Origin of the sequence: Granulicella sp. L60 (assembly GCF_009765825.1) — a bacterium.
Classification (GTDB): Bacteria; Acidobacteriota; Terriglobia; order Terriglobales; family Acidobacteriaceae; genus Edaphobacter.
In genome coordinates this window covers 230152-255552 of sequence record NZ_LMUR01000010.1, presented here as the reverse complement: position 1 = coordinate 255552, position 25401 = coordinate 230152, and the positions used below count along the sequence as shown (strand labels likewise).

Below are 25401 nucleotides of genomic sequence, written 5' to 3'. Positions count from 1 at the left end.
TTTGAGGAGCCTAAATTTTGCCAGTCACTGCTCGAGAAAGATTAGCGAAGAAGATAAAGGTTTTTGATTTCTTTTCCGGATGCGGGGGGACTAGCGCAGGTTTGCGTGACGTCGGAATGGATATCGTCTTCGCACTCGACTTCGACCCCGAAGCCTCGAAAACGTTCCAGCGCAACTTTCCGACAACAAAGTTTGTAAAGCGTGACGTGAGATATTTCGAGACCTGCTCTATCGAAAACCTAGTCTCCGAGTGGCGTTCAAAGGACCATCCGATCCTCTTTAGCGGATGTGCGCCGTGCCAGCCATTCTCACAGCAAAATGGGCAGCGGAACGATGAAGATGAACGCATTCCCTTACTTACGCACTTCGGACGTTTCGTTAAGGCATACAGTCCCGACTTTGTACTGATCGAGAATGTTCCGGGCATTCAGACTATTTCGTCGACTGCCGGACCTCTTCCCAAATTCCTTCGAACTTTGACGAAAATGGGCTATTCCGTCGCAGCGGGAACCGTCGACTGCTGCTCCTATGGTGTTCCTCAAAAGCGGAGCCGGTTCGTTCTATTGGCAAGTCTGCTGGGCGATATATCGCTCCCCAAAAGATCGCATGGTCCTGGTGCCGAACTCGCTTCGTTTTCGACCGTGAACGCTTGGATTTCTGATTTGCCACCCATTCAAGCTGGCGAGACGCACTCAAGTGTTCCCAATCATAGGGCTGCCAAACTCTCTCCCTTGAACCTTGCACGAATCAGAGCAACCCCTATCGGAGGTGGTAGGCGAGATTGGCCTGAAGATCTTCAGTTGACCTGCCACGCGCAACATAAAGGACACACCGATGTGTATGGGCGCCTGCGTTGGGACGCACCAGCGAGTGCTTTAACTACTCGCTGTATATCCCTATCGAATGGACGTTTCGGACATCCGACTCAAGCTCGAGCTATAAGTGTTCGCGAAGCCGCGAGGCTCCAGACTTTTGACGACTCTTTTGAGTTCACGGGAAGTTTAAATTCCATGGCGAAGCAGATTGGGAATGCGGTTCCAGTCCTTCTAGCGAAAAGTTTGGGGAGAGCGTTCACCACAACCTTGAATGGTACGGGAAGAGGTTAATGGCTACCTTCAAAACGAGAGCACGCGCTCTCGATATGCTCGGTCGTCAGCAGATCGCTGGCATTCCTACGGCAATCAACGAGTTGTTCAAGAATGCCCATGACGCCTATGCAGATCGTGTAGAGGTTGATTTCTATCGTTCAGATGGGCTCTTCATCCTCCGCGACGATGGAGTTGGAATGTCGCGTGATGAATTCGAAGAGAGGTGGCTCACTCTCGGGACAGAAAGTAAAGTTGCCGCGGTCTCGAACGGGATGCGCATGCCCCGTGTCGATCCAGCGAAGCCTTCTCGGCCTATATTGGGCGAGAAAGGCATCGGGCGTTTGGCCATCGCTGCTATCGGTCCTCAAGCGTTGGTTCTCACTCGGCCGGCGGCCGGTGACAATCCAACTGAAATTACTGCGGCATTTGTTCAGTGGACATTATTCCAGTGCCCCGGAATTAATCTAGATGAAATTCAGATCCCAATACGCACATTTCCTCCTGGTCGATTACCTGCCGTAAGCGACATAAACGACATGATCGCGGACGTCAGAACGAATTTAGATTCATTGCAAGATCAGATATCGCCCTCTACTTGGTCGAAGATCCATCAGGAATTAAAAGCTTTCGTAGTAGACCCTCAGGCTCTCGACCAAGAGTTAGGCGAGCCAAGACTGAGCGGCTCGGGACGCGGGACGCAATTCTTTGTAATGCCCGCGGATCTCTCTTTGACGGCTGCAATCGACGGAGCGCGGGAAAATGACACTGCTTCTCCATTGAAAAAAATGCTTCTGGGTTTTACGAATACGATGACGCCCGGTCATCCTCCACCGCAGATTCACCCTGCCTTCAGGGATCACAAAACCAATGACAGCTCTGAAGAACTTATCGATGAACAAAGCTTCTTCACGCCAGACGAATTCTTAAACGCGGACCATCATATTTTCGGAACTTTCGACGAATTTGGTCAGTTCAAAGGAACCGTGAGCGTGTATGGAGAAGAGTACAAAGAGCACGTAGTTGCATGGGATGAAGCTCAGGGTAAAACCACCGACTGTGGGGCTTTCGCGATTAGCGTCGCATACGTGCAGGGAGCATCGCGCGAAAGTACCCTGCCGCCAGACGAGTGGGCAGTCATTAGTAATAAGTTGAATCAGATTGGCGGACTCTATATCTACAAAGATAATGTCCGCATTTTGCCGTACGGCGACACGGACTACGACTTTCTCAATATTGAGAAAAATCGTACAAAGAGTGCGGGCTATTATTATTTTTCCTATCGGCGAATCTTCGGCGTCATAGAGATAGCTTCAGGCACGAACCCCCAGCTAAACGAAAAGGCCGGACGTGAAGGGTTTCGTGAGAATAAGGCGTATCGCCAATTCAGAGCGATCCTCATGAACTTTTTTGTCCAGATCGCTGCGGACTTTTTCCGGGAAGGAAGTCCAGGTGCAGAACGTTATGCAGAGCGTAAATCAGAACTTGATCGTTTAGAACGTGCTCGCCGACGTGCAGAAAAACAACTTACCGGCAAACGTAAAGCTCTGGCGGAAAGGCTGAAGCTCTTCTTCAAGGAGGTCGGCGACCGCAAACCTGAGCAGTCGTCTTCCGAACTTTTACAACGCTTAAGGACTGATATCTCAGCGAGTCTAGCCCACGATGATCGAGATCAGGCAAGCAGGATGATCTTAGAAGCAGAGTCACGAGCGGAGACACATCTCCAGAGCCTCCGTCGAGATTTTCGAGTCTCGAAGCCGAACGGTGTTGGTCTTAGCAGACAACTACGACGTGATTGGGATGCGTCTGTGCAAGAGACGAGACGCCTTGAATCGGAAGTGTTTGCCCAGACTGAAAATCAAATTTCCGAGACAGTCAGTGATATGGCCGGTCAAGCCAAACTTGACCTCACCGTGAGAGTTCGACTCGAGCGATCAATTGGTGAACGCATTGCTGAGACAGAGCGGCTTGCATCTGTCGAGCGCCGAGAGACAACAGAGGCTCTCAAAACTTTGAGTCGAGAAGTCATAAAAGCTTCCCGGGATATCACGCGCGAAGTTGAAAACGCTATTCAAAGTACCCGAAGTAACTTGGCAAGTTCCGATCTCTCAAAGGTGGAAGATGACGATTTGACGGATACCCGTCGAGCTATTGAATCGGAACTAGCGTTGGTCTCGGAACGTGGAATCGCTTCGTTAAGTGTCATAAAGGACGATCTGCGCACCATGCACTGGGATCGCGATGAAGATGGTCGTTTCGTCGGCATGAACCTCATGAATGAAGCCATGCAAGAGGATTTGCTAGGTTTGCGAGAGCAGGCAGAAGCTGATCTTGAGCTGACCCAAATCGGCATGGCATTAAACGTTATCAACCACGAATTCGAGACCAGCATTCGTTCGATTCGGTCAGGGTTGCGCCGGCTGAAATCTTGGTCGGACGCCAATGACGGTCTCACGGGCGTCTACAACGACCTCCGGACTAACTTTGACCATATAGATGGGTTTCTCGGATTGTTTACGCCTTTGCAACGTCGACTCTATCGAAAAGAGATCGACTTCAGCGGGTCCGATATAACTAAATTTCTGCAAGATCTGTTTGGACGACGCCTCGAAAGGCACAAAGTGGAATTGGTCGCCACACCGGCGTTTCTCCAAACAAACTTGCACGGATTCCCATCCTCGTTCTATCCAGTTTTCGTAAACTTGGTCGATAATGCCATCTTCTGGGTATCGAATAAATCCGGCGAGCGTGAGATACGATTAGACTTTCGCGATGACGCGATCTTCGTTTCCAACAATGGACCAGGCGTTACCGCACGCGACGCTATGGCCATTTTCGAAAGTGGATTTACACGCAAGCCTGGTGGCAGGGGGCTGGGACTATTCATCTCAAGAGAGATCCTTAGGAAGGTCAACTATCAGTTGTCGCTCGACCAGAGCCAGACAGGTAGTGGCACTACATTTCGCATTGAACCCGTAAAGCAGAGTAATTAGGAGAGATCGATGTCGGGGACGGTGTTCGCGCAACACTCAAATAAAATTGTTCAGGATTTCCTTTCAACCGTCATAGTGGTCGACGATCAAGCTTTCTTAGACGCACTCGAGCGTTCAGCTGAGCCCACTGAGGCAAAGGCTCTTAAAGATCCTGGCCGCCAGGCGGCCGATAAAGATGAGACCAAGTTAGAACGGGTGGATGCCCAACCGAAACCCTCCGCGGCTCCCAGCGAAGAACCGTCTTCACAATCATTAACTGAGTCTTCGACGGCAAGTGCCCACAGGCTGGATGGAAAACAAATAATCGACAAGTTTGGGGAATTCGGGATTGTCTGTTCTGTGATTCGTCCCGACAAAGATGAAATTCCTAAATTGAACGATGTCGTACGAGCCTTCGCTCCAGTGGCGGACGTATTCATATTCGATTGGGTTCTTTTTGGAGATACGACAGGGGCCAAAACGAAGGAGCTGATTCGCGAGCTGGTCACATCTTCCAGCGACTCTCACAATGGAAGAGCTCGGTTGATCGTGGTTTACACAGGCGAACTAGATTTGGCCCAAGTCGCTACAGATATCAGCAAAGAACTTGGCTCATTGAATCCTCAAGTCACTCCTGATAATTTCAACATTCATCTGTCTGGCACCGGCACCAGGATCGCAGTTTATGGAAAGCCTAGCCTTAATAGAACGCCAGAAGGAACTCAGCGTTCTCTTAAACCAAATGAAATACCCACAGCAGTCATTCGAGAATTTTCCGAGATATCGAGGGGACTCTTATCTAATGCGGCGATGGCCAGCATCACTGCGATACGACGCAATGCTTACCAACTACTAAGCCGGTTCCCCCCCGATTTGGATCCAGCTTTTGTCACGCAAAGCATACTTGTTTGTCCCGAGCGAGCAAGCGAACAAATCGTTCCTCTCATCGCTTCAGAGATCGGAAGCATCTTGGAAGACGCTCGGATCGGCGACTTCCTCGACACCCCACCACTCAAAGTTTGGCTCGAGGATAGGATTGCTAGGAACGCCTCTCATCCTCCTGCTGACAGCGATCTGTCGAAGGAGCAATATAGGAACGGCTTCGATCAACTCTTAGATCTTGGCATTGGCAAGGATGAATTGCTGATCATACAAAAGAATCATGGACAATTTCTCACCGCACTTCACATCGGAGAAAAGAAAAAGACAGCGAAAATCCTGACAAACCACCTTGCAAGCTCAGATTTCGAGAAAGTAGGGGATTCAAATCTCGCGTTATTGATGTCGGTGAGGCATATGTATGAGAAGGCCAAGCCTTATCTCACATTGGGAACAATCATCTCGGCAACTCGGATGCAGGAAACCGTCGAAGTGACTGATTACTGGGTTTGCCTTCAACCAGTTTGCGATGGTGTCAGATTGAAAGCAAAGCGGTTTTTTCCTCTGTTGCCTTTGACCCCATCGAGCGAAACCGGTGAATCTGTAATAATCGTTCGCGACGGTGCAGAAGTCCGGCTTTTACTGGCCAAATTCAACCCTTTTCTTATTAAGATGGTTGAGTTCGCCCCCATCGCCCAAGAACGAGTAACTGCTCAGGAACGTGGAGCGACGTGGAGTTTCACAAGCATCGACGGCACAGAATACAAGTGGATTTCGGAACTCAAGCCATCCCATGCTCAACGAGTCGCTCATCAAGTCTCAGTTGCTGTCTCACGAATAGGACTCGTGGAATCTGAATGGAGCCGCCTTGCCAAACCCGCATCTTGAACTGACGGGAGGCCACTACTATTCATATTCAGGACGGAAGAGGGGGCAATCACCAGAAAATCGAAAGCTGCCCTCTTCGAGCCAACCGTACGACAATGGGAGATTCAAGTCCCGAAGGCGCTCAAGAAAGACACGATCGTTGTGTGTAGGCGCACAATCCAGTACGAGTATCCAATGATCGAAGAGCTTGCGGTCGGGATAAAAGTTGTACTCAAGTATCTGTCCCAGAGCCTCGCGGATGGCCGGCTTCGGATCTAACCGATATGCGATCTTGAACTCCACCAATATAGTCTTCTGTTTCAAGCGAAAGGTCACATCGATGTGCCGTCGTTCCACCTGACAGACAATCCGCTGCGTCATTTCAAGCCATTCTGTAAATTGATTGCATAACTTGGCATGTTTTCGATCGATGACCCTAATAGCCTCCTTCGAATAACGCGAATAGCCAGTGCTCTCGATAAGTCGACGTTGAATCTCCTCATCCACCTCCGTCCTTGGTGCCCCGTCGTTTTCGTTCGTGCTCACATTGGATGTAGATTGCAGCGCCTTCCTTTCGTGACGCAGGAGGGATTTGATTTTCATTACTTCCGAGTGCGGCAAGTCCAGCACCGTTGCTTGGGTCGCCCACGGCTTTGGATAGGCGATTGGGTTAAAAAGCTGTTCCCACTCGACTGAGACTGTGTGTCTCCATGGATGTCCATCCTCATCCATGATGGGCGTGTCAGCCCAGTATCGATAGGCACTGATGCGGTCACTTCCTCGGACGCGGCCAACAGCGACGATGCGTGACGGATAGGATTCCGCAACATAGATCATGTCGCCACCGCGAATTCGCCAGGCAAACTTACGCAGACTTCCACTTTGAGCGGATTCGAGTTCAGCCCAAGCTTCGGGCACGTCGTCTTCCGAGAATTGCGCAAGATCGACACTTTCAACAGGGGTATAGTGGATCGCAGCAATCTCCTTCGACACACATTGGCGAAACATATCCTCGCCACCGTTTCCCTTCCGCATGCGCATGCGCCAGTAATTCACCGTATTTCCTCTTCTGTTTTCCTACCTCGAGTCCCAATCAACAAGTAATCGCCAGGACAATCCGGCCGTGGGAGTTAGTCGAAGTTATTGTTGAGCGTAAGATCCAGTGGATATGGTCCCATCAGGGGCCCGGTTGAAACAGCGGAACTCCAGACTGACTGCAGCTGCCACCCTGTCTAAAGATGGCCGGAGCCACGCACGCCGATTGCGTCTGGGCGGCGTAGCAGAACATGTGGCTGGACTTGTCTGCGGTGTAGCAGGCGCCCGGAGCAGGCGGAGCAGCCTGGGCCGGTGTTGTCCCAAAGGTAAACGAAAGCTGGATGCCGTATGTCTGGTAGTTCCTCCTGAAGGTCGCGGGCGCGTTGTTCAAGTAGGTATCCGACTGTTGCAGCACTACCGTCAAATGTGAGAACTCGGTCGGAAAGACGACATTCGCCTCTTCGTGTATTTGATAATCGTGGAGCTCATTTAGAAATGGCGTATAACCCACCTGAGCGGATACGATGACCGGCGGAGGCTGGACAGTGCCGCTCTTTGGATTTGGATTGTTGCCGTCCCTCGGTTTTTTGAACCAAGTGGCCTGTGCAGCAATAGGGAACACCGCCGAGCGGGTATGATTCACCGTATCGTACAAGCGCTGATCGGCGTAGCCCAATCCGACGCTCGCGGAGGCGAAGAAGGTGTTGGCTCGCTGACTGTTGCAGTGCGTGATGTACCGCTGATAGGTTCCCACATACATCTGCTCGAGCCCGACTCCGAGACTATTGTTGATGTAGTAATTGGCCGATGCGGAAAGAAAGTTATCTGTCCTTTTGACGGGTGGTCCGATGACCGCCGGGCCAGCCGGCGCGCCACCTCCAAAGCCCCACATCACGTCGGCTGCGGCATTGTCCGCGATCACCGGAACCGTCGTTGGGACGCCTCCGACCGGATCCGACTTCGAGATAGAGTCAGCGGCCGTTGCATCGACGCCGAACTGAAGAGTGCGCGGATCACAGAAGTTATCCGAGTTGACGTGGGATATCAACGCGCTGCCGGTATAGGTCTGGGCCTGTTTCGTCCCCGAGGTGTACGAATCTGAAGTGCTCAACGAATACATCGTGGACGCTTCCTGAGCGGACGCGCTGATACTCACAAGACCGAGCAAAAGTAAAAAACTCTGCGAGCGCATGCGCACATCATGACATCGTTGTACTTGAGCGTGATTAAATTGCGCAAGCCGAATCTATCTAAGCAACGACCCGAGATGTCCGCCCCAAATAAAATTACCACGCAGTTTCACAGAGTTGCGTTATGTTGCCGTAATGCATAGAAGAGGTCAGCGGTTCAAATTCAGATATTGTTCACAGCGACATCGACGCTATACCAGAAAGCATCCTCCGAACAATATCCGAACGCCGTAAGGTAGAAATGATCCCAATTCGTCCTAAATGATCCTAAACCCGCTTCGCCCTAAGCTACCCCGGCTCAGCAACTTGCACTGATTCTAAGGGGCTTAGATACTTTGCCAAGCGGCCCTGAAAAGGCCGGCGTCGGCGGTTCGATCCCGTCTCTGGCCACCATTTATAATCAATAACTTACAGGATATTCAAAGTTTCCATTATGTTTGTGCGCAACCATGCGCTCCCACATTAAGCTACTTATTATCAAGTACATACAGTCAGACTAGAATGCTTGGCCCTCAGAAGGCTGGCGTCGCTCATTTAGGCGATGTATCTCTGTGATTTAGAAAGGGATGCAACAACCCTTAAAGGGGGCAGGAATCGTCCGAACAATATCCGAACATTCTGGATGTTTTTAGGCGAATAAAAAGCGGAGAATTTTTCTGACCTGAAGTATTCCCAGCGCAACCGTGACGAAGGCAGGACTAAATTTGTAGGGCGCTTTCTATCTAAAAGAGCCAACCGCCACGCGGCGCCCATACTTGTAGTTGATCCACTATCTATTGGAATCTGCAGCCCCATTACGGCAACGTGAGCCGTAGGCTACAACGTCAACATCGAGCACGCGCAGCTTCAAGTGATGCGATGGCCAACGAAGACGCTAACCGTTGCCGTAGGGAACGCCAGCAGCTTACTTAGTTAGCTTCACTGTACCTTTGCGTAGGAGAATATTGCCATAAGGGCGCGTTTCCCCCGTTACGAGAACAGCATAGGCAGCACGCGCGCGATCTTTAAAGTCAGCCGTAGATAGCGGAACCAACTTCATATCGACATGTTCGAATTCGGCGATTGCCCGTTGAAACTCCAGAAAGATGAGTTGTTCGTTGGCGGGATCGGACTTGGCAATCATTCGCCAGCAACCTTCAGGGTCATTTCGTTCAAGCGGCAATACGGAAAGGACTGCTCGCAACGCTGCGGTCGCAGGAACCCCGTCCAGCCGGATAACATTCACCTTGCCCGGATCGCAGGCATAGTTTGCGTCCACAATGGCAATCTCGTGACGGTGTCCCATTGAACTAAGCACCTTGAGGAGTTCGGGGGATAGAAGTGGATCAATTCCCTTAAGCATGATTTCTCCTTGATTCGGTTCGGGCCTGCGTTTAGCCATCTCCACGCTCGAGAAGTGTCTCGAGTTGGTCGAACACTCCAGGTGCGCCAGCAACGACCCGGTTTCCATTACGCAAAGCATCGCCGGTGAGGTAGTCGTTCACCTTGCCCCCGGCCGCTTCGATGATCGCAATTGCACCAAGGCAGTCCCACGAGTGCATATGGGGCTCGACATGCCCCAAAAGACGGCCAGCACCTACGTACACGAGCGATAAGGCTCCTGAGCCGTTGCGGAAGAACATGCCTTTGCCCGCGAGGAGTTTTGTCAGGGAGTCAAAAAGAAAGGCGTGTGGAGACCGAGGTGAGAAGCCGATGCTCACCAAACCCGCCGAAAAATCGGTGCCGGGATTGGTCCGAAGAGGGACACCATTGACTGTAGCCGGGAAGCTCTTGCCTCCGACGAACAACTCCTCGCAGGGAGGGTTGGAAATTAGACCGAACTCTAATGTGCCGTTCCATACAAACGCAATCGAGACGCACCAGTTCGGCATTCCGCAAAGAAACGGTTGCGTCCCGTCAATGGGGTCAACAACCCAGATACCAGACGCGTGATTGAAGTCCGTCATACCACTCTCTTCTCCGAAGAACGCGTCTTCCGGAAAATGCGCGGCGAAGCTCTTGCGAATCAACTCCTCTGTATTCACGTCGGCTTCACTGACCAGGTCATGCGAACCTTTGCTCTTGACCGTAAGGGTTCCGATCCTTCGAAAATAACCGTTTGCCAAAGCTCCGGCCTCCAGTATCACCTCGCGTGCGATCTCGAATCGTTTCCTTAGAGCCTCGCTTGGAGCAATGGGCATTGCATGGGTGGTATTCAAAACGATCTCCTTGTTCGTGCAACCGCTACGTTATTTGTTTCTCTTTCCTGAATTCGATCTTGTCGATAGTCTCTCTTGTCAGCTTATTGCTATCGATCATCAAACAGTCGGCGTTGAGCCTCCGTCAATTCTGAACGTCGTTCCTGTCATGAAGTCACTAAGCGGGCTTGCGAGATAACAAACCGCAGCCGCAATATCCTTTGGCTCACCCAATCGATCAACCGCCTGATGGACAATATTCTTAAGAACATATTGCCGTCCGTCCTTTGGGTCTTGCGTCCCCGCATGCTTCTCAGCGATCTGAAGGAACCAGGAATCCAGCTGAGGCGTGTCAATCAATCCTGGCATGATGCCATTTGATGTCACTCCCGTTCCGGATAGAGCTTTCGACAAGCTGAGAGTGAAGTTATTGACCGCCGCTTTCGCTGCACCGTATCCACCAAACTGTACATGAGGCGAGATAGCGTTCCGCGACGAAATCTGAATCACTCTGCCCCAGCCTCGCTCGCGCATCACGGGAACAAAAGCTTTGACGAGACGGACTGCGACGAGCACATTGTGTTGATAGTTTTCTGCCCATTCCTCGAGTGGAGCATCGAACCACGACAGATGCGCAACACTGGCAGAGCCGCCAACATTGTTTACCAGGATATCGACACCGCCGAAGGCTTGTTGGGCTGCCTCAACAACAGTCGCAGCCCCGGCTTCCGAATTGAGATCCCCAAGCGCCACGACGGCTTGACCGCCAGCGCTCTCAATCCTTTGGGCCACTGTCTTCGCTCGTGTTTTGTCGCGCCCATGAACGACTACTTTAACTCCCTCCGAGGCAAGCATTGTTGCGATCTCGGCACCAATTCCCGAACTGCTCCCAGTGACAAGAGCCCGTTTTCCGTGAAGGTGTAAATCCATAAATCAGCTCCTCTTTGATAGATCTAATCCGTAATACGATGTCTTCTCCAACTTCACGATCTAGTCAATGGTCCAGTGAGACATCCAGTCGCAATCCCACTTCACAGTTTTCTAATTCGGTGAGTAGACGTCCCGGAAAGTCTGAATCATCGTATTGATTTGATCGGGTACAAACAGAGGGGAGAAGTGGCCTGATCCCAAAGTCTGAGCCGTGACAAGTTGTGGTGTGAGCTTCTGAAGTTGAATCAGATCCGCCATCAGGATTGCTGCGCCTATATAGGTAACCGGGACATGACAGCCTGCAGCAACAGAGGTCGAATCATAGTTCAACAGATGATTCTTGAGAGTGGATATCAGAACATGTTGCGGAGCCTTCGGCAAAGATCTAATCAGTATCCTTGTCTTTTCTTCATCATCTGTGGGAAGTAATGTCGACGCCATTGCCTGCCGGCACGCGGTAATGTAGTCCGGCCCTCCCAGGGCTTCAACGACCGGCTGCAGTGAATCGCAAAACGGTTGAGGCGGAAAGAAGATTGAATCAATCAAAATGATCGAATCAGGAATCTCTGGATGACGAGCCGCCAACTCGAGAGCTACATTTCCGCCCATGCTATGGCCCACAACGATCGGTTTCACCAATGCAAGTTCACCACACAACCACGCAAGGTCATCTGCGAAAGAGGCCATCGTATAGTCTTGATCCGGCGCATCGCTGTTGCCATGGCCACGCAAGTCAACCGAAATAACACGGTGCGATCGGCTGAAGAACTCTGCTTGCTGCGCAAAAATAGTGTGATCGCAGCTCCATCCGTGTACGAAGACGATTGGTGGCGCGCCTGGGTTAAGATCCTCATAGGCCAAGGCAACTCCATCCCTCTTAATCACTTGCATTGATACACTCCTGTTTCTGCTGGAAAAAATTCGATTACTCGAGAAGCTGATCGTCTGTAATTCCTAAACCAGGCTGAGCCCGCCATCAACGGCCAGGACCTGTCCGGTAATCCAGTCAGAGGCTGGCTCAGCAAAGGAGACGATCCAGCGGGAAACATCATCGGGAAGGCCACGTCTTCCTAGTGGGATGTTCGCTCTTTCATCTTGCTTAACAACCTCGGCTTGTTGTTTTGAAAGTCCCATCATGCCCTCCAATGCTCCTGTCTCTGTCGGGCCGACAGCTACTGCGTTTACGCGAACTACGAGTGGCGCCAGCTCCAAAGCCCAGCTGCGAGTCAGGTATTCGAGTGCGGCTTTGCTCGCCCCGTAGTGGGAGAGTGCGGCGCCTGGTTTAGAGCCATAGGTGCTCGATATATTGATAATCGAGCCCTTCGTCTTTGCCAGGTGGGGAAGCGCTTCCTTTGCGAGTAATGATGGACCAAGAACATTGACCGCAAAGATGTCGAGGATTCGTTCGGCCGTAACGTCTGCTAACGGCATGATCGCTCCCGCTCCTGCATTGTTGACTAGAACGTCGAGGCGCCCCCAGAGCTCAATGGCCCGAGCTATCGTCCGCGACGCGTCCTTCGGCTCTGCAGTGTCGGCGACCAGAGTCTCGATATTCGGCTGATCCTTCGCTACCTCATCCAGACTTGCTGCCCGTCTGCCGGTGATAAGGACTCTAGCTCCCATCGCAGCGAAAGACAGAGCCGCATCCCGTCCGATTCCAGAGCTTCCGCCAGTAATGATGACGACATGTTTCTGTAAGGATTCCATGTGACCTTTCCTTTCGCTCCCAGAACACAGAGGGAGCAGAGCTGCTCAGAGGCATAAAGACAATCGCTGGATGGCAACAGCGCAGAACCGGAAGCGGCTCAGACCGGATGAATCATGGTGCGCGCGTATGCCAGCCCCATACCGTATCCACCACCGTTTGCTTCTACAATCGCCCGGGCACCTTCATAGGTTTCGTGCCTCGTCCAATCACGCTGGAGTTCCAGCAGCACCTGAATCCAGCTCGTGAGTTGCGCTCCAGCCTGTTCCATTCGTTGCAGGGCGAGTGCATGACCGGTCTGCGTCAGCCCTCCGCAAGCGTCCCCGACAACGAAGACTTCATAGCCTTCTTTGAGAGCAGACAGCACAGGGAATGAGACACACGCTTCGGTAAGCAGCCCAGCCACAATCAACCGCCTGCGATTGGTCGCCACGATTGCCGAGTGAGCCGTCTCATCCTCCCATACATTCATGTTCCGTCGCTCGATCGACTTGATGTCAGGCAGAACCGCTTGCAGCGGTGGCAGAAGAGGGCCACTGTAGACCTTTGAAGCCGAAGTCGATACGACAATGGGCATCTCAAAGACCGCAGCCGTCCGTGCAAGGGCCACCGCGTTATCGACGATGGTCTGGCGAGAGATCGACTCCACGCCAAAGGCTAGCCCCGCCTGAAAATCGACGAGAAGCAAAGCACACTCTTCGGGCTTCAGTAACGATTCGATACCACTCATGTTGCCCCCTCTTAGATGCCCCTAATGGACAAGCAGGCTGCGCTGAAAAGCGCGACGCGATGGCAGCACCTGAACTACGTTGTCGCCGACACCGTAGTTCAGGCGAGACTGCAGTCGTCTATAGACCAAGCTCAGTCAATCCGGGATGATCGTCCGGACGGCGTCCCAGGGGCCAGTGATACTTGCGTTCAGATTCTTTGATCGGAAGATCGTTGATGCATGCGTAGCGATGATGCATAGTGCCGTTCTCGTCGAACTCCCAGTTCTCGTTCCCGTAAGACCGAAACCAGTTGCCGGAATCATCGTGCCATTCATACGCGAAGCGAACCGCAATGCGAGTGTCGCTAAAAGCCCACAACTCTTTGATAAGCCGATAATCCAACTCGCGCTGCCATTTTCGAGTCAGGAAATGCTTGATCTCTTCCCTGCCCGTGACAAACTCTGCCCGGTTACGCCAGTGACTATCGACGGTGTATGCCAGACAGACCTTCTCTGGATCTCTGGTATTCCATCCGTCCTCTCCGAGACGTACTTTTAGAATGGCAGTCTCGCGTGTAAAGGGTGGCGCCGGGTTTGGCATTTGTTTTGCACTCATGATCGTGCCTCCGTTTCTGTGATTGAAAAGTCAGCAATAACGAATCGGCCCTTAACTACGAGCCACGACTCTGGCATAGGCTCAATTTCTACTTGCCTTTTGGTGCCTCGCCAACACCGTAAGACTTGGCTCCGGTTCCCGCGAGCGTTCCATTTGACACAATCAGGTATTCATCGCGGATCGGACGGTTCTCGAACCAGCACTCCAGAATCTCTCGTGTTCCGGCAGCGTACCTAGCCTGTCCCGATAATGACGAACCGGACATATGCGGTGTCATTCCGTTATGTGGCATGTTCCTCCAGGGATGATTGGCAGGCGCAGGTTGCGGGAACCAGACATCTCCCGCATAGCCGGCGAGTTGACCGCTTTCCAGCGCGTGGACGATGTCGTCCCGATCGCAGATCTCGGCACGCGCAGTGTTTACAAGATAAGAGCCGCGCTTCATCTTATTCAGGACCTTCGCGTTGAAGAGATGCTCTGTCGCAGGATAAAGCGGGGCATGGATGCTGATCACATCGCAAACCTCGGCCATCTCTTCGGCAGTTGCGTGATACGTCAGGCCCAACTCATCTTCAATCGCCTTAGGGCTGCGATGCCGAGCCGTGTAGTGGAGCTTGACGTCGAAGGGCTTGAGCCGACGCAGGACGGCAAGACCGATTCTGCCTGCGGCAACCGTCCCAACGTGCATTCCCTCGAGGTCATAGGAGCGTGAAACGCAGTCCGCGATATTCCAACCACCCTCCTCAGCGATCTTGTGCGATGGAAGATAGTTTCGGACCAGTGCCAGGATCATCATGACCGCATGTTCAGCAACACAAATGCCATTGGAGAAGGTCTCTTCAGCGACAGTAATGCCGGCTTTGATCGCGGCGTTGAGGTCAACATGATCCGAGCCGATCCCAGCTGTCAGAGCCAGCTTCAGCTTCTTCGCCTTTGCGATTCTTTCGGCAGTGAGATAGGCGGGCCAGAAGGGCTGCGAGATCACGATATCTGCATCTGGCAACTCTTTTTCGAACACGGAACTTGGGCCTTCCTTATCGGAAGTAACGATGAACGTATGCCCAAGATCTTCGAGATAGCTTCGTAAACCTAACTCTCCAGAGACACAGCCTAATAGTTCTCCTGGAACGAAATCTATGTGTTTCGGATTTGGAACAGTCTGTCCGTCCGGATATCTTTCGATTTTAGGAATGTCATTCCTGGCGTATTGCGGAGGGTAGCCGGACGTCGGGTCATCGTAGAGAACGCACAATACCTTTGCCATTTTCTTCTCCTTGCATTTGCGAATTAAGTAGCGTTGAAGTCGATGAGTTACTCGTCATAGAACGGATAGTCGGTATAGCCCCGTGCATCGTTGTTGTAAAACGTTTCACGGTCGTAGTTGTTAAGCGGAAGACCAAGTTGAATACGTTTTGGCAGATCTGGATTGGAGATGAAATAACGGCCAAAGGCGACCATATCCGCATCATTTCTCTCGATGATGGCTTCGGCACTTGCGGGATCAAAACCACCTGCGGCGAGGATGTTTCCTCTATAAATTTTTCGCAACAGAGCAGATGCAACTGGAGGTTGACCTTCGCCTACTGTTTCAATGCCCTTGACGCGAGGCTCGATGACGTGAAGATAGGCAAGGGCGTAACGATTCAGTTGATCGGCCACATAACCAAATGTTGCCTCAGGGTTGCTATCAAACATCGCGTTGTATGTTGAATTGGGCGAGAGTCGTACGCCGACACGGTCCTCTCCCCACACTGCGGCGGTTACATCCAAACCTTCAAGCAGAAGACGTGCGCGTTTCTCAATCAAACCGCCATAGGAGTCAGTGCGCTTGTTCGTACCGTCCTGAAGAAACTGGTCGAGGATGTAGCCATTGGCGCCATGAATCTCAACACCGTCGAAACCTGCAGCTTTGGCATTCCATGCTGCCTGGCGAAACTCCCCGATCAGCTTAGGCATCTCTTCAATTCCGAGAGCTCGGTGAGGGGAAGGCGGCACGAAACCATCACGGGTAACGACAATCCCCTCGAACGGAACAACCGAGGGTGCGACAGGCATCTCGCAGTTGGTCATGTCGACATGGGACACGCGGCCCACATGCCAGAGTTGCAGAAAGATATAACCACCCTTTGCGTGGACTGCCTCCGTGACCCTTCGCCATCCGGCGATTTGTTCCTCGGAATAGATGCCAGGTGCTCCAAGATAACCACGGCCACCGATAGATACCGTGGCACCTTCCGAGATGATGAGGCCTCCTTCTGATGCACGCTGCCCGTAATACTCGGCCATCAGGTCGACAGGAATATCCCCAGGAATTTGCGACCGTAGCCGCGTGAGAGGTGCCATCACAACACGATGTGAGAGCGTCAATGGTCCTACACGAACCGGCGAGAAAAGCGTCTTCACCGATCCACTGGAAACGATATTGCTGCGAATAGACATAGATGTTCTTTCTCTTGAAGACCCGACAATAGGGTCAGTGTGATTGGCCGCTATATACGCGAGGTTCCAGCAGGTCCCCAAGACCGATGCGGCGAAGAAGCTCGGCACGCACACGATCAGAGACTGCGTTAACGACTTCCGCACCGTCCTGCGTCGGATCAACGTGTACTCGGAAGGGCCGTTTGCCGAAGGGAGCATCGACAACCTTTACGATCGCTGTCGCGACGGCGGAGGCATCTGCATCCGGGGGCACGATGGAGGCAAAGCCTTTGAGTGCCTGATCTCCTAAGCCAGCGTCGGGACCGGAGTCATATTCCGCAGCACGTGCTGCGTCCGCAGGATGTCCGGCGTGTGCGAAGTGATTCGTTCCGCCGGTAAATGCGCCGGGAACGATGATGGATGTCTCGATGCCCCAGCGCGCTAATTCACGCGAGTAGACCACGGCCAAGGCATCCATGCCGGCCTTGGCAGCGAAATAAGGAGCAAGGTAGGGAGGGGTACCTCCCGCTGCGCTGCTGCTCGACACCCAGACCAGAAGACCATTCCGCTGCTTGCGAAGTTCGGGTAAAGCTGCCCGGTTTACGCGTTGCGTGCTGAGCACGTTTACGTCGTACAGCTCCGCCAGTTGCTCTGGAGTGAAAGCTTCGGCCGGACCAAAGACCATGTGACCCGCGTTATGAACGACAACATCCAGCCGCCCATTCTGGGAGATGATTTGCTGGATCGCGGCATTGCACGATGTCTCAGACGAGACGTCCAGTTCGATGGTGCGGAGGTCCACTTTGTGGTCGGTTGCGTACTTTTCCGCGTCCTTGACCTGGGGAGCATTCCTGCCCGAGGTTTCGCGCATGCTTGCGTAAACCGTATGGCCGGCGCTTGCCAGCGCACGGGCGGCCAATGCGCCAAAGCCACTCGATGCACCCGTGATGACAATGATCTTCTTCATGATTTGTTCCCCTTCCACCGTGCGAAATATGCGTTCAATTCAAGAACGAGCAACGTCAGCGTTGGACTGCAGTGCTATGCGAAACCGCCGTTAGCGCGAAGCACCTGAGCGTTTACCCAGCCGCCATCGGGACCGGCGAGGAAGGAAACAACGTCAGCAATGTCTTCTGGCCGTCCCAGTCGTTCCAGTGGGGGGATTTTGCTGAATTCATTGATCTGAGCTTCGCTCTTACCTTTAAGGAACAGCTCTGTAGCCACTGGCCCGGGCGACACCGCGTTGACGGTTATGTTCCGGCCCCGTAGTTCATTAGCAAGAACCCTCATGAGACCTTCCACGCCTGCCTTGGAGGCAATGTAAGGACCATAGCCGGGGAAAGACTTGGCGATGACACTGCTTGAGAAGACGATGATGCGCCCGCCGGCTAAAAGTTGCTTTGCCGCTTGCCCCATTACCAGAAAACTTCCGCGCAGGTTGATCGCGATCACCTTGTCGAAGCTCTCGATACCGTCTCCGTTGATCGGAAGGAGAGGCATGATCCCTGCACAATGGACAACCACATTCACACTGCCGAAAGCAGTAGAAGTTTCTTTGAACAGATGATCCACATCTGTGGCGTTGGCAACATCACCTTTTACTGCGATTGCCTTCCCACCCGCAGACTGGATTTCATCGACAACTTGCTTTGCCTTGTCAGGATTGCCGGCGTAATTTACGGTGACTGCAAAACCATCATGCGCCAGCCTCTTCGCAACTTCACGTCCGATTCCTCCGGACGCGCCGGTAACAATAGCACTCTTGACCGCTGTATTTGTCATGCAGGCTCCTTCTTCTGCTTCAATGAGCACAAGCATGATCCAAATTGAACGTCACCACCACCTCAATCACGATAGGGACCGCACTGTATTCTTCTACAGGTAGTGAGCATTGATTGCGGAAGTGGCGATCAACAGCAACAGACGCTAAACTGAACTCGGACGTTGGCGCTACAATCATCTGCACCATACCTCTCGACCTGGCCTGAGCAGAGAAAGAAATGAAGTCCGCGAAGATTGTGGAATGGAGACCGTCTGTTATGGTTTCGACCGGACCAATTCGAATTCTTAGCGTAGAGGACCACCCGGTCTTTCGTGAGGGGCTGGCCACGATCATAGGGTCGCAGCAAGACATGCTTCTTGTGGCACAGGCGGTCAATGCAGCCGAAGCCGTAACGGAGTTTCGCCTTCATCAACCTGACGTTACCCTGATGGATCTCCGGCTTCCCGGAACGAACGGTACAGATGCCCTTATAGCGATCCGGGGGGAGTTTCCCCGCGCGCGAATCATCATGTTAACCACATCGGAGAGCGATGGGGAGATTCAACAGGCGCTACGGGCAGGCGCCGCAGCCTATGTCTTCAAGAGCATGCCTAAGAACGAACTCCTGAATGTAATTCGGTCGGTCCATGCTGGCCGGCGTCACGTCCCCGAACAAGTAGTAGCCCGTTTAGCCGAGCACCTGGGAGAGGGTGACCTTACGACTCGAGAGCTGGACGTACTTCGACTCATTCGCGATGGATATCGTAATAAACAAATTGCCAATCAGCTGGCAATTGCCGAGACTACCGTCAACTTTCATATCAAGAACCTCGTAGACAAGCTTCAGGCCAATGATCGAACTCATGCGGTTACCATTGCTCTTCGGCGCGGCATACTTCATATCTGACCTCGTCGCAGAGCCTGCAGAAAACTACAGGATCATGACTGGAGGTTTTGATGTATCACGGAATCTCGAAACTCTATAGTTTGGATAATTAGTGCAGAGCATAGCTCATTGTTCTTGTCTCGGACAGCATCATCGGGCGGAAAGTCTGCAGCATCCGCTGTTCGCGTGGCTTTGGTGAGAAGCAGCTAGGGTCGGTCATGAGCACACTCGAAAAGCGCTGCCTGCAAAAATCTGATAGGATGATGAATCCGCATCATGGGCGATTGATCCAACTCTGCGTTCTGTGGCTCTTTGCAACCAGTTCGCTCTTCGCCCTTGATCCCAATCGACACATCTCCCAATACGCCCACACAGTATGGCGGATGCAGGATGGATCGTTCACGGGAAGTCCTAATGTTATTACTCAGACAAAAGATGGATACCTTTGGGTAGGAACGCAAACGGAATTAGTCCGCTTTGATGGTGTCCGATTCGTGCCAGGGACAACTTCGACAGGTACGTCTTTACCGCAAGACAAGATCACCTCACTCCTGACCGCTCGCGACGGCAGCCTGTGGATTGGAACAGCAACCGGCCTGAGTAACTTGAAAGACGGAATACTGCAAAGATATTCGAGTACAGTCGCGGGTATCAGCAAAATTATTGAGGACCATGCGGGAACTGTCTGGGTCACTCGATATGCAGCGACAGATGGAAAAGGGCCATTATGCCGCGTCGCAGCAAAAGAGCTTCACTGTTACGGAAAAGCAGACGGTATTCCAGTGGGTTACGCGGTCGCTTTATCTGAAGACAGTGCGGGATATTTGTGGATTGGATCGTACGTGCTTTGCCGTTGGAGATCAGGCTCGTCAACAATCTATTTCCAAAACAAGAGTCAGGATAGAAATGTAGATCCTGGAGTGATGGATATTGCCGCTAGTCCCGACGGCTCGGTTTGGGTGGCATTGGAACGAGTAGGACCAAATCTAGGAATACTCCATTACATCGATGGGAAATGGAGCGGATATGTGACCGCGGGATTCGACGGGTCTTCGATTAAGGCGCAGCGCCTGTTCCTCGACCGAAGCGGTTCGCTATGGATCGGAACGCAAAACCAAGGGCTTTACCGCGTTCATGACAGAACCGTTGATCACTATCGGAGCGCAGACGGTCTTTCGGGTGACTCTGTTAGCAGTTTCTATCAAGATCGAGAAGGCAATTTATGGGTGACGACAAACGGAGGAGTTGATCGCTTCAGGGACACTGCTGTTGCAAGTATCTCGTTGCATGAGGGCCTGCCCTCTGCAGACATCCGTTCCGTTCTCGCTTCCGGTGACGGTACTGTGTGGATTGGAGGAGAGGGGGCACTGAGCCTTCTTCGTGATGGGAAGATGTCGGCGATCACACGCCGGAATGGTCTGCCCGGAGATGACATTACAGCTTTATTTGAGGATCATACCGGTCGATTGTGGCTTGGCGTAGATGACAAACTGATCGTTTACGACCAGGGACAATTTCTTGAAGTCAAGAAAAAAGATGGTACTGCTCTAGCAGCTAGAGCATGGATAAATGCCATCACTGAAGACGTTGATCACAGTGTTTGGGCTTTGGCTACAGGGTTTGGTCAACCCCACCTTTTCCGAATCGCAAACCAAAATGTTCGCGAAGAGATATCTTTGAGCGATATCCCCTATCCAAGATGGGTCGCTGCCGATCAAGATACCGGCGTTTGGATAGGTTCTCGCACGGGCCAGTTGGCTCATTATCATGACGGCCATCGAGAGATCATTTCGTTGCCACGTGAGGAGAAGGAAAGTACCGTTGAAGGTCTGCTGGTAGATTCAAGCAATTCAATCTGGGCTGCAACCAGCAACGGTCTGTTCCGGTGGAAGGATGGCCGGTTAAACCTTCTCGATACACGGAACGGCCTTCCTTGCTCTGGGATCTTCTCCGTACACAAAGATAATCGTGGGTTCTTTTGGCTCTACACGCAGTGTGGGCTTCTGAGGATTGCCGAAGCCGAACTGCAAAATTGGTGGGAACAACCGAACAGGAAAGTAGCCATTGATGTTTTGGACTCCTCAGACGGCGCAAGTCCAGGAAGAGGAGCATCTCAGCCCAGGGTTTCTGAAGCACCAAATGGGCAGCTGTGGTTTACCAACGGAACGCTTGTCCAGATGGTTGACCCAGCGAAGTTGTACAAAAATGACACGCCTCCACCCGTGCAGATCGAAGAAATCATTGCCGATCATAAGAGGTATGGACCTCAAGAGCACCTACATCTTCCTGCATTGACCCGTGAACTGCAGATCGATTACACCGCGCTAAGTTTTTCTGCGCCGAGAAAGGTGCGCTTCCGCTACAGGCTGGAGGGCAAAGACGACCATTGGGAAGATCCGGGGACTCGACGGCAAGCGTTCTACGAAGATATTGGTCCGGGAAAGTACCGATTTCATGTCATCGCATGCAATAACGATGGTCTTTGGAACGATGTGGGGGCCGCTCTGGACTTCAGCATTGCGCCGGCGTGGTACCAAACCTATTGGTTCCGAATTTTAAGCGTTATGGCCATCATCCTGGCATTCGGAACTCTATACCGATTGCGAATGCGGCAGATTGCCAAAGCCCTGAGCGCCAGCTTTGATGAGCGTTTGTCAGAACGCACTCGTCTGGCACGAGAGCTTCATGACACTCTTCTCCAGACGATTCAGGGCAGTAAGATGGTCGCGGACGATGCACTCGATCAGCCGTCAGACCCCGACCACATGCGGCGGGCCATGGAACGACTATCGCAGTGGCTTGGTCAATCCATGGGTGAATTAAGAACGGCTCTCAATTCGCTCCGAACCTCAACCACACCGGGAAATGATCTCGCCGAGAGCCTACGGCGAGCGTCGGAAGATTGCCTTGTCAAAGGCAAGATGAGGGTTACGCTCTCTGTAATAGGCCCCACTCAGAAGATGCACCCAATCGTCCGAGACGAGGTCTACCGTATTGCTTACGAGGCGATACGTAACGCGGATATTCATTCGAGAGCCAGCCAACTTGAAATCGAACTCGCCTATTCCCGAGATCTCGTGATGAGAATACGGGACAATGGCATCGGCATCGACCACCTTGTGGCAGAACTGGGCAAAGAAGGACATTTCGGGCTACAGGGGATGCGAGAACGAGCTGTTCGGATCGGCGCTACTCTTACGCTCGTTAGCTCTGCGAGTTCCGGAACCGAGATTACGCTTGTAGTCCCCGGTGGCATTATCTTTCGAAGATCAAAGAATGGTTCCACCAAACAGTTCAACGGCAGGGACACAGAGGCCTGAGCGCTTCGCGCAACCTGCTCTCCGATTCAGAGCTCAGCCCATTACACGTGAATGTTTGGATTGTTTTAGGGTCCAATAAGGATCCAACAACAGCATTTTTCTGTGTAATCAGTGGTGCAGAGAGCGGTCTGTTCCAACTGATTTCAATGAGTTGCGTCTCGTTACTGTAAGGCATTGGAAGAGGTCGGCGGTTCGAATCAGAATATCCTCCACAGCGATACCGACGCTCGAAGAAAACGTAAATCCGAACAATATCCGAACATCGTAAGGTAGAAATGATCCCATTTCGTCCTAAGTGATCCTACATGCGCGTCGCCCTAAGCTACCCATGCTCAGCAACTTACGCTGATTCTAGGGGGCTTAGATACTTTGCCAAGCAGCCCTGAAAAGGGCCGGCGTCGGCGGTTCGATCCCGTCTCTGGCCACCATTTAGAATCAATAAGTTACGTGGGGATAGATCTGATGCGTCACTCGATGGAGACCTCTTAGTTTTTTATAAGCCATTTATATTCAACAATATATAGAGATATATAGAATTGCTACGATAAAAGGCCGGCGGCGCTGTTTCAATCCCGTCTCTAGCCGTCACATTATAAAGCACTTAGCTGTGACCATAGAGATAGCGTTTAGCCGACGTACAAATAGCGTACATCGCAGCTACGCAAATTTCCCTACCTGTCCCAATTCTTGCGTTTCCGACTTCGACTCCATCACGGCTTATATTCGAGTGACTAGCCAGTTTAAGGAGTAGGCCCATGATCATAATGACCTCGGTAGAAGCACAAAACCGATTCGGACAACTGCTGGATACGGCACAACGAGAGCCCGTCGCAATAACCAGACATGGCCGTCCCACGGCCTTCATTGTGTCTCCGCAGGAGATGAACGAGTTGCTCGATGCGAGGCGCCAGCGTAGCAACGCAGTGTCGGAGCTTGAGGCCTGGAGCGCACAGGCACGGAAGAACGCCTCGCCCGAGGCAGCCTCATTGACAGTTGAGGAAGTCAATCGACTGGTACATGAAACTCGATAAGTCTACGGATCATCCTCGACACCAGCACACTGGTGAGTGCCACACTCGAGTGATTCCATCCCATTCCATTCCAAGCCCTGCAGCAAGTCCTATATCTGTGTGCCTGTGAAGAGACATTCAACGACAGCTAGGGTTCTTGTGTGTCGCACGAATCGCAACACGGAAGCAACAGCCAAGTCGTATGTCAGAATGGTGTGCAATGCTGAATAAAGCCGTCTCTGTGGTCGTATCGCCGAAGCCAATCCTCTTCCCATGGATCGTTCGGCTCTTGCCAGACGAACCGATACCGACGGAGCAAAACGACACTGCGCAACACGACTGAGATTTCCGATGTGCTTCAACGGCAACGTTCTAGTGCCAAATTGCCAAGCTGTCCTTGATCCGATAGAAGCGGTTGGCTCAAGGAAGACGTGTAGAAAGCGGCAATTCCGCAGTCCGCGCACTTAACGAGCAACATCGCCGATTTGCAATTCGGACGAAAGCTCTGTGTTGTGCGGTCCTAATAGAGGAGTAAGGGCCAGCATTAGAGTCGCTACTGCCGCCAGCAGCTTATAGGGAATTTCAAAACTCCCAGTTGTATCGCGTATCGCACCCACGAGAATGGGTCCGGCAGCGGCTACCAAATAGCCGAAGGTTAGGGTGAAAGCGGTCCATACGTTCGATTCCTCGACGCTGTGAGTGTTGTCGAGGGGTAGCGTCATGCCAAGGGTAAATCCTCCAGCCAGACCAAAGGCTGCCAGAGGAAGCCAGAAAAAGAGCGTTATTTGCGGCAATACGATTATTCCGATGAGGCCGCTTGCAGCTAATAACGTGCAGACTGCTAGCCAAATACGACGGTCGTGCGATTTGCTCACAAAGCCAAAAACCGGGTTCCCTAACGTAAAGGCTGCGGTGAAGCTTGCCAGCAAAAGTCCCGCAACCGTCGAGGACGCCCCCGATTCTCGCGACATTGGCGCTATCCACGCGATGAGGGCGTAAAACAAGAAATTGTTCAGTGCAAAAAACGCGGCGATTAGCCAGGCCGTCTTGTTTCTCAACGGTAAATGAGCCTTCCTAACACTTGGTTGCTGTGCAGACTTCAATCCTCTCTCGCGAATCGTGACGACCAGCCAAATGGCCACTGCGCTGACCCCCAGGAGACTCCAGACTCCCGTCGCGAAGCGCCACCCGCTTGGTGTGAGCGTCGCCATCCAACCTGTCATTGCGGCAGAAATTGTACTGCCCGCAGACAATGCAGTTGCGTAGACTCCCATCATTATTGCTGCATGCCCAGCAAAGTTCGCTTTTATAAAACCGGCGATCAAGGTTCCAGCCACAGCGATACCGACCCCAACGCCCTCGGTTGCAAAGAGCAGTTGGGCCTGGGTGTTCGCGAAGGCCCTTCCCGCAGTTGCAAGGCACAGTATGATCAGAGCGGTCAGAAGAACCTGATCTCTCCCAAACCGTCGCGAAAGCCACGGGGTTGGCAAGGCTAATGCTCCCATCAGGAGATCAGGAACAGCAGTCAAGAGCGAAGCGCCGGTGTGCGACAGGCCGAACTCTTGCCTAATCGATGCCAAGGCCGGACCGATCGAGACGATACCCGGTCGAAGATCGACCGCAACGATTACGACTGCGGCAGCCGCCATCCACTTCGGCAGGGATCCTGAGTGGCGATTATGCGCTGCCAAGTTCTCTGGCGCCGGCGACAGCGGTGACTGATGTAAAGTCACGGATTCCGGCTTTTCCTGTATGCAATCCATCGCAATTCCTTTCCATGGCCCGATATGCCACCGTGACGCTCGGTGAACCGGGCGGTAGCGGAGCCGATCCATAGCAA

General features: G+C 52.4%; 20 protein-coding genes and 1 tRNA gene. 7 read left to right on the top strand and 14 right to left on the bottom strand.

What is annotated here, in order from left to right; translation table 11 throughout:
• Nucleotides 1–17 precede the first annotated feature (17 nt).
• From GSQ82_RS25565 to GSQ82_RS04365, 3 genes are read left to right on the top strand one after another with little or no spacing between them, the layout of a single operon-like run.
• Entirely contained in the window at nucleotides 18–1106 is a 1089-nt protein-coding gene (locus GSQ82_RS25565) for a DNA cytosine methyltransferase (RefSeq protein WP_216847013.1), read from the top strand.
• Nucleotides 1106–4078, top strand: a complete 2973-nt coding sequence (locus tag GSQ82_RS04370) for an ATP-binding protein (protein ID WP_158790787.1) — start codon at nucleotides 1106–1108, stop codon at nucleotides 4076–4078. The genes GSQ82_RS25565 and GSQ82_RS04370 overlap by 1 nt, the downstream gene beginning before the upstream one ends.
• A 9-nt stretch (nucleotides 4079–4087) precedes the next feature.
• Nucleotides 4088–5824 (top strand): response regulator receiver domain, encoded by a 1737-nt coding sequence (locus GSQ82_RS04365; RefSeq protein WP_158790786.1) that lies wholly within the window; start codon nucleotides 4088–4090, stop codon nucleotides 5822–5824.
• An 18-nt stretch (nucleotides 5825–5842) separates the two neighbouring features.
• On the opposite strand, the gene GSQ82_RS04360 is transcribed toward GSQ82_RS04365, so the two are convergent.
• Both GSQ82_RS04360 and GSQ82_RS04355 read right to left on the bottom strand, forming a co-directional pair.
• Nucleotides 5843–6859, bottom strand: coding sequence for a hypothetical protein (locus GSQ82_RS04360; protein ID WP_158790785.1), 1017 nt, complete (start codon nucleotides 6857–6859; stop codon nucleotides 5843–5845).
• Between the two features lie 121 nt (nucleotides 6860–6980).
• Entirely contained in the window at nucleotides 6981–7958 is a 978-nt protein-coding gene (locus GSQ82_RS04355; RefSeq protein ID WP_158790784.1) for a hypothetical protein, read from the bottom strand.
• Nucleotides 7959–8351: 393 nt separating this feature from the next.
• Here GSQ82_RS04355 and GSQ82_RS04350 point away from each other — a divergent pair.
• Nucleotides 8352–8421, top strand: a tRNA-OTHER gene (locus tag GSQ82_RS04350).
• 511 nt (nucleotides 8422–8932) lie between these two features.
• Here GSQ82_RS04350 and GSQ82_RS04345 read toward each other — a convergent pair.
• The 11 genes from GSQ82_RS04345 to GSQ82_RS04295 all read right to left on the bottom strand — a co-directional run bounded on the left by GSQ82_RS04345 (nucleotide 8933) and on the right by GSQ82_RS04295 (nucleotide 18365).
• The gene (locus tag GSQ82_RS04345; RefSeq protein WP_158790783.1) at nucleotides 8933–9370 is read right to left on the bottom strand and encodes an RbsD/FucU family protein; all 438 of its coding nucleotides are present in this window, start codon (nucleotides 9368–9370) and stop codon (nucleotides 8933–8935) included.
• A 31-nt stretch (nucleotides 9371–9401) separates the two neighbouring features.
• Nucleotides 9402–10226 (bottom strand): inositol monophosphatase, encoded by an 825-nt coding sequence (locus GSQ82_RS04340; RefSeq protein ID WP_158790782.1) that lies wholly within the window; start codon nucleotides 10224–10226, stop codon nucleotides 9402–9404.
• A gap of 99 nt (nucleotides 10227–10325) precedes the next feature.
• Nucleotides 10326–11135, bottom strand: coding sequence for an SDR family NAD(P)-dependent oxidoreductase (locus GSQ82_RS04335; protein WP_158790781.1), 810 nt, complete (start codon nucleotides 11133–11135; stop codon nucleotides 10326–10328).
• 111 nt (nucleotides 11136–11246) lie between these two features.
• Nucleotides 11247–12026 (bottom strand): alpha/beta fold hydrolase, encoded by a 780-nt coding sequence (locus GSQ82_RS04330; RefSeq protein ID WP_158790780.1) that lies wholly within the window; start codon nucleotides 12024–12026, stop codon nucleotides 11247–11249.
• Between the two features lie 63 nt (nucleotides 12027–12089).
• Nucleotides 12090–12842, bottom strand: coding sequence for an SDR family NAD(P)-dependent oxidoreductase (locus tag GSQ82_RS04325; protein ID WP_158790779.1), 753 nt, complete (start codon nucleotides 12840–12842; stop codon nucleotides 12090–12092).
• A 98-nt stretch (nucleotides 12843–12940) separates the two neighbouring features.
• On the bottom strand, nucleotides 12941–13570 hold the full coding sequence (locus tag GSQ82_RS04320) for a hydrolase (RefSeq protein ID WP_158790778.1): 630 nt from the start codon (nucleotides 13568–13570) through the stop codon (nucleotides 12941–12943).
• A gap of 118 nt (nucleotides 13571–13688) precedes the next feature.
• Complete coding sequence (locus GSQ82_RS04315) at nucleotides 13689–14165, bottom strand: nuclear transport factor 2 family protein (protein WP_158790777.1); 477 nt, start codon at nucleotides 14163–14165, stop codon at nucleotides 13689–13691.
• A gap of 88 nt (nucleotides 14166–14253) precedes the next feature.
• Nucleotides 14254–15429 carry an NAD-dependent formate dehydrogenase gene (locus tag GSQ82_RS04310; RefSeq protein WP_158790776.1) on the bottom strand — a complete coding sequence of 392 codons (1176 nt, stop codon included), beginning with the start codon at nucleotides 15427–15429 and terminating at the stop codon, nucleotides 14254–14256.
• 47 nt (nucleotides 15430–15476) lie between these two features.
• On the bottom strand, nucleotides 15477–16604 hold the full coding sequence (locus GSQ82_RS04305) for an alkene reductase (RefSeq protein ID WP_158790775.1): 1128 nt from the start codon (nucleotides 16602–16604) through the stop codon (nucleotides 15477–15479).
• Nucleotides 16605–16638: 34 nt separating this feature from the next.
• Entirely contained in the window at nucleotides 16639–17550 is a 912-nt protein-coding gene (locus tag GSQ82_RS04300; RefSeq protein WP_158790774.1) for an SDR family oxidoreductase, read from the bottom strand.
• A 74-nt stretch (nucleotides 17551–17624) separates the two neighbouring features.
• Nucleotides 17625–18365 carry an SDR family oxidoreductase gene (locus GSQ82_RS04295; RefSeq protein WP_158790773.1) on the bottom strand — a complete coding sequence of 247 codons (741 nt, stop codon included), beginning with the start codon at nucleotides 18363–18365 and terminating at the stop codon, nucleotides 17625–17627.
• Nucleotides 18366–18622: 257 nt separating this feature from the next.
• Between GSQ82_RS04295 and GSQ82_RS04290 the strand changes: the two genes are divergently transcribed.
• The 3 genes from GSQ82_RS04290 to GSQ82_RS04280 all read left to right on the top strand — a co-directional run bounded on the left by GSQ82_RS04290 (nucleotide 18623) and on the right by GSQ82_RS04280 (nucleotide 23582).
• Complete coding sequence (locus GSQ82_RS04290) at nucleotides 18623–19252, top strand: response regulator transcription factor (RefSeq protein WP_158790772.1); 630 nt, start codon at nucleotides 18623–18625, stop codon at nucleotides 19250–19252.
• A 197-nt stretch (nucleotides 19253–19449) separates the two neighbouring features.
• Nucleotides 19450–22551, top strand: a complete 3102-nt coding sequence (locus tag GSQ82_RS04285; protein ID WP_158790771.1) for a sensor histidine kinase — start codon at nucleotides 19450–19452, stop codon at nucleotides 22549–22551.
• Nucleotides 22552–23306: 755 nt separating this feature from the next.
• On the top strand, nucleotides 23307–23582 hold the full coding sequence (locus tag GSQ82_RS04280; RefSeq protein ID WP_158790770.1) for a type II toxin-antitoxin system Phd/YefM family antitoxin: 276 nt from the start codon (nucleotides 23307–23309) through the stop codon (nucleotides 23580–23582).
• A gap of 443 nt (nucleotides 23583–24025) precedes the next feature.
• Here GSQ82_RS04280 and GSQ82_RS04275 read toward each other — a convergent pair whose 3' ends face one another.
• Complete coding sequence (locus GSQ82_RS04275) at nucleotides 24026–25324, bottom strand: CynX/NimT family MFS transporter (protein ID WP_216847012.1); 1299 nt, start codon at nucleotides 25322–25324, stop codon at nucleotides 24026–24028.
• Between the last annotated feature and the right edge of the window lie 77 nt (nucleotides 25325–25401).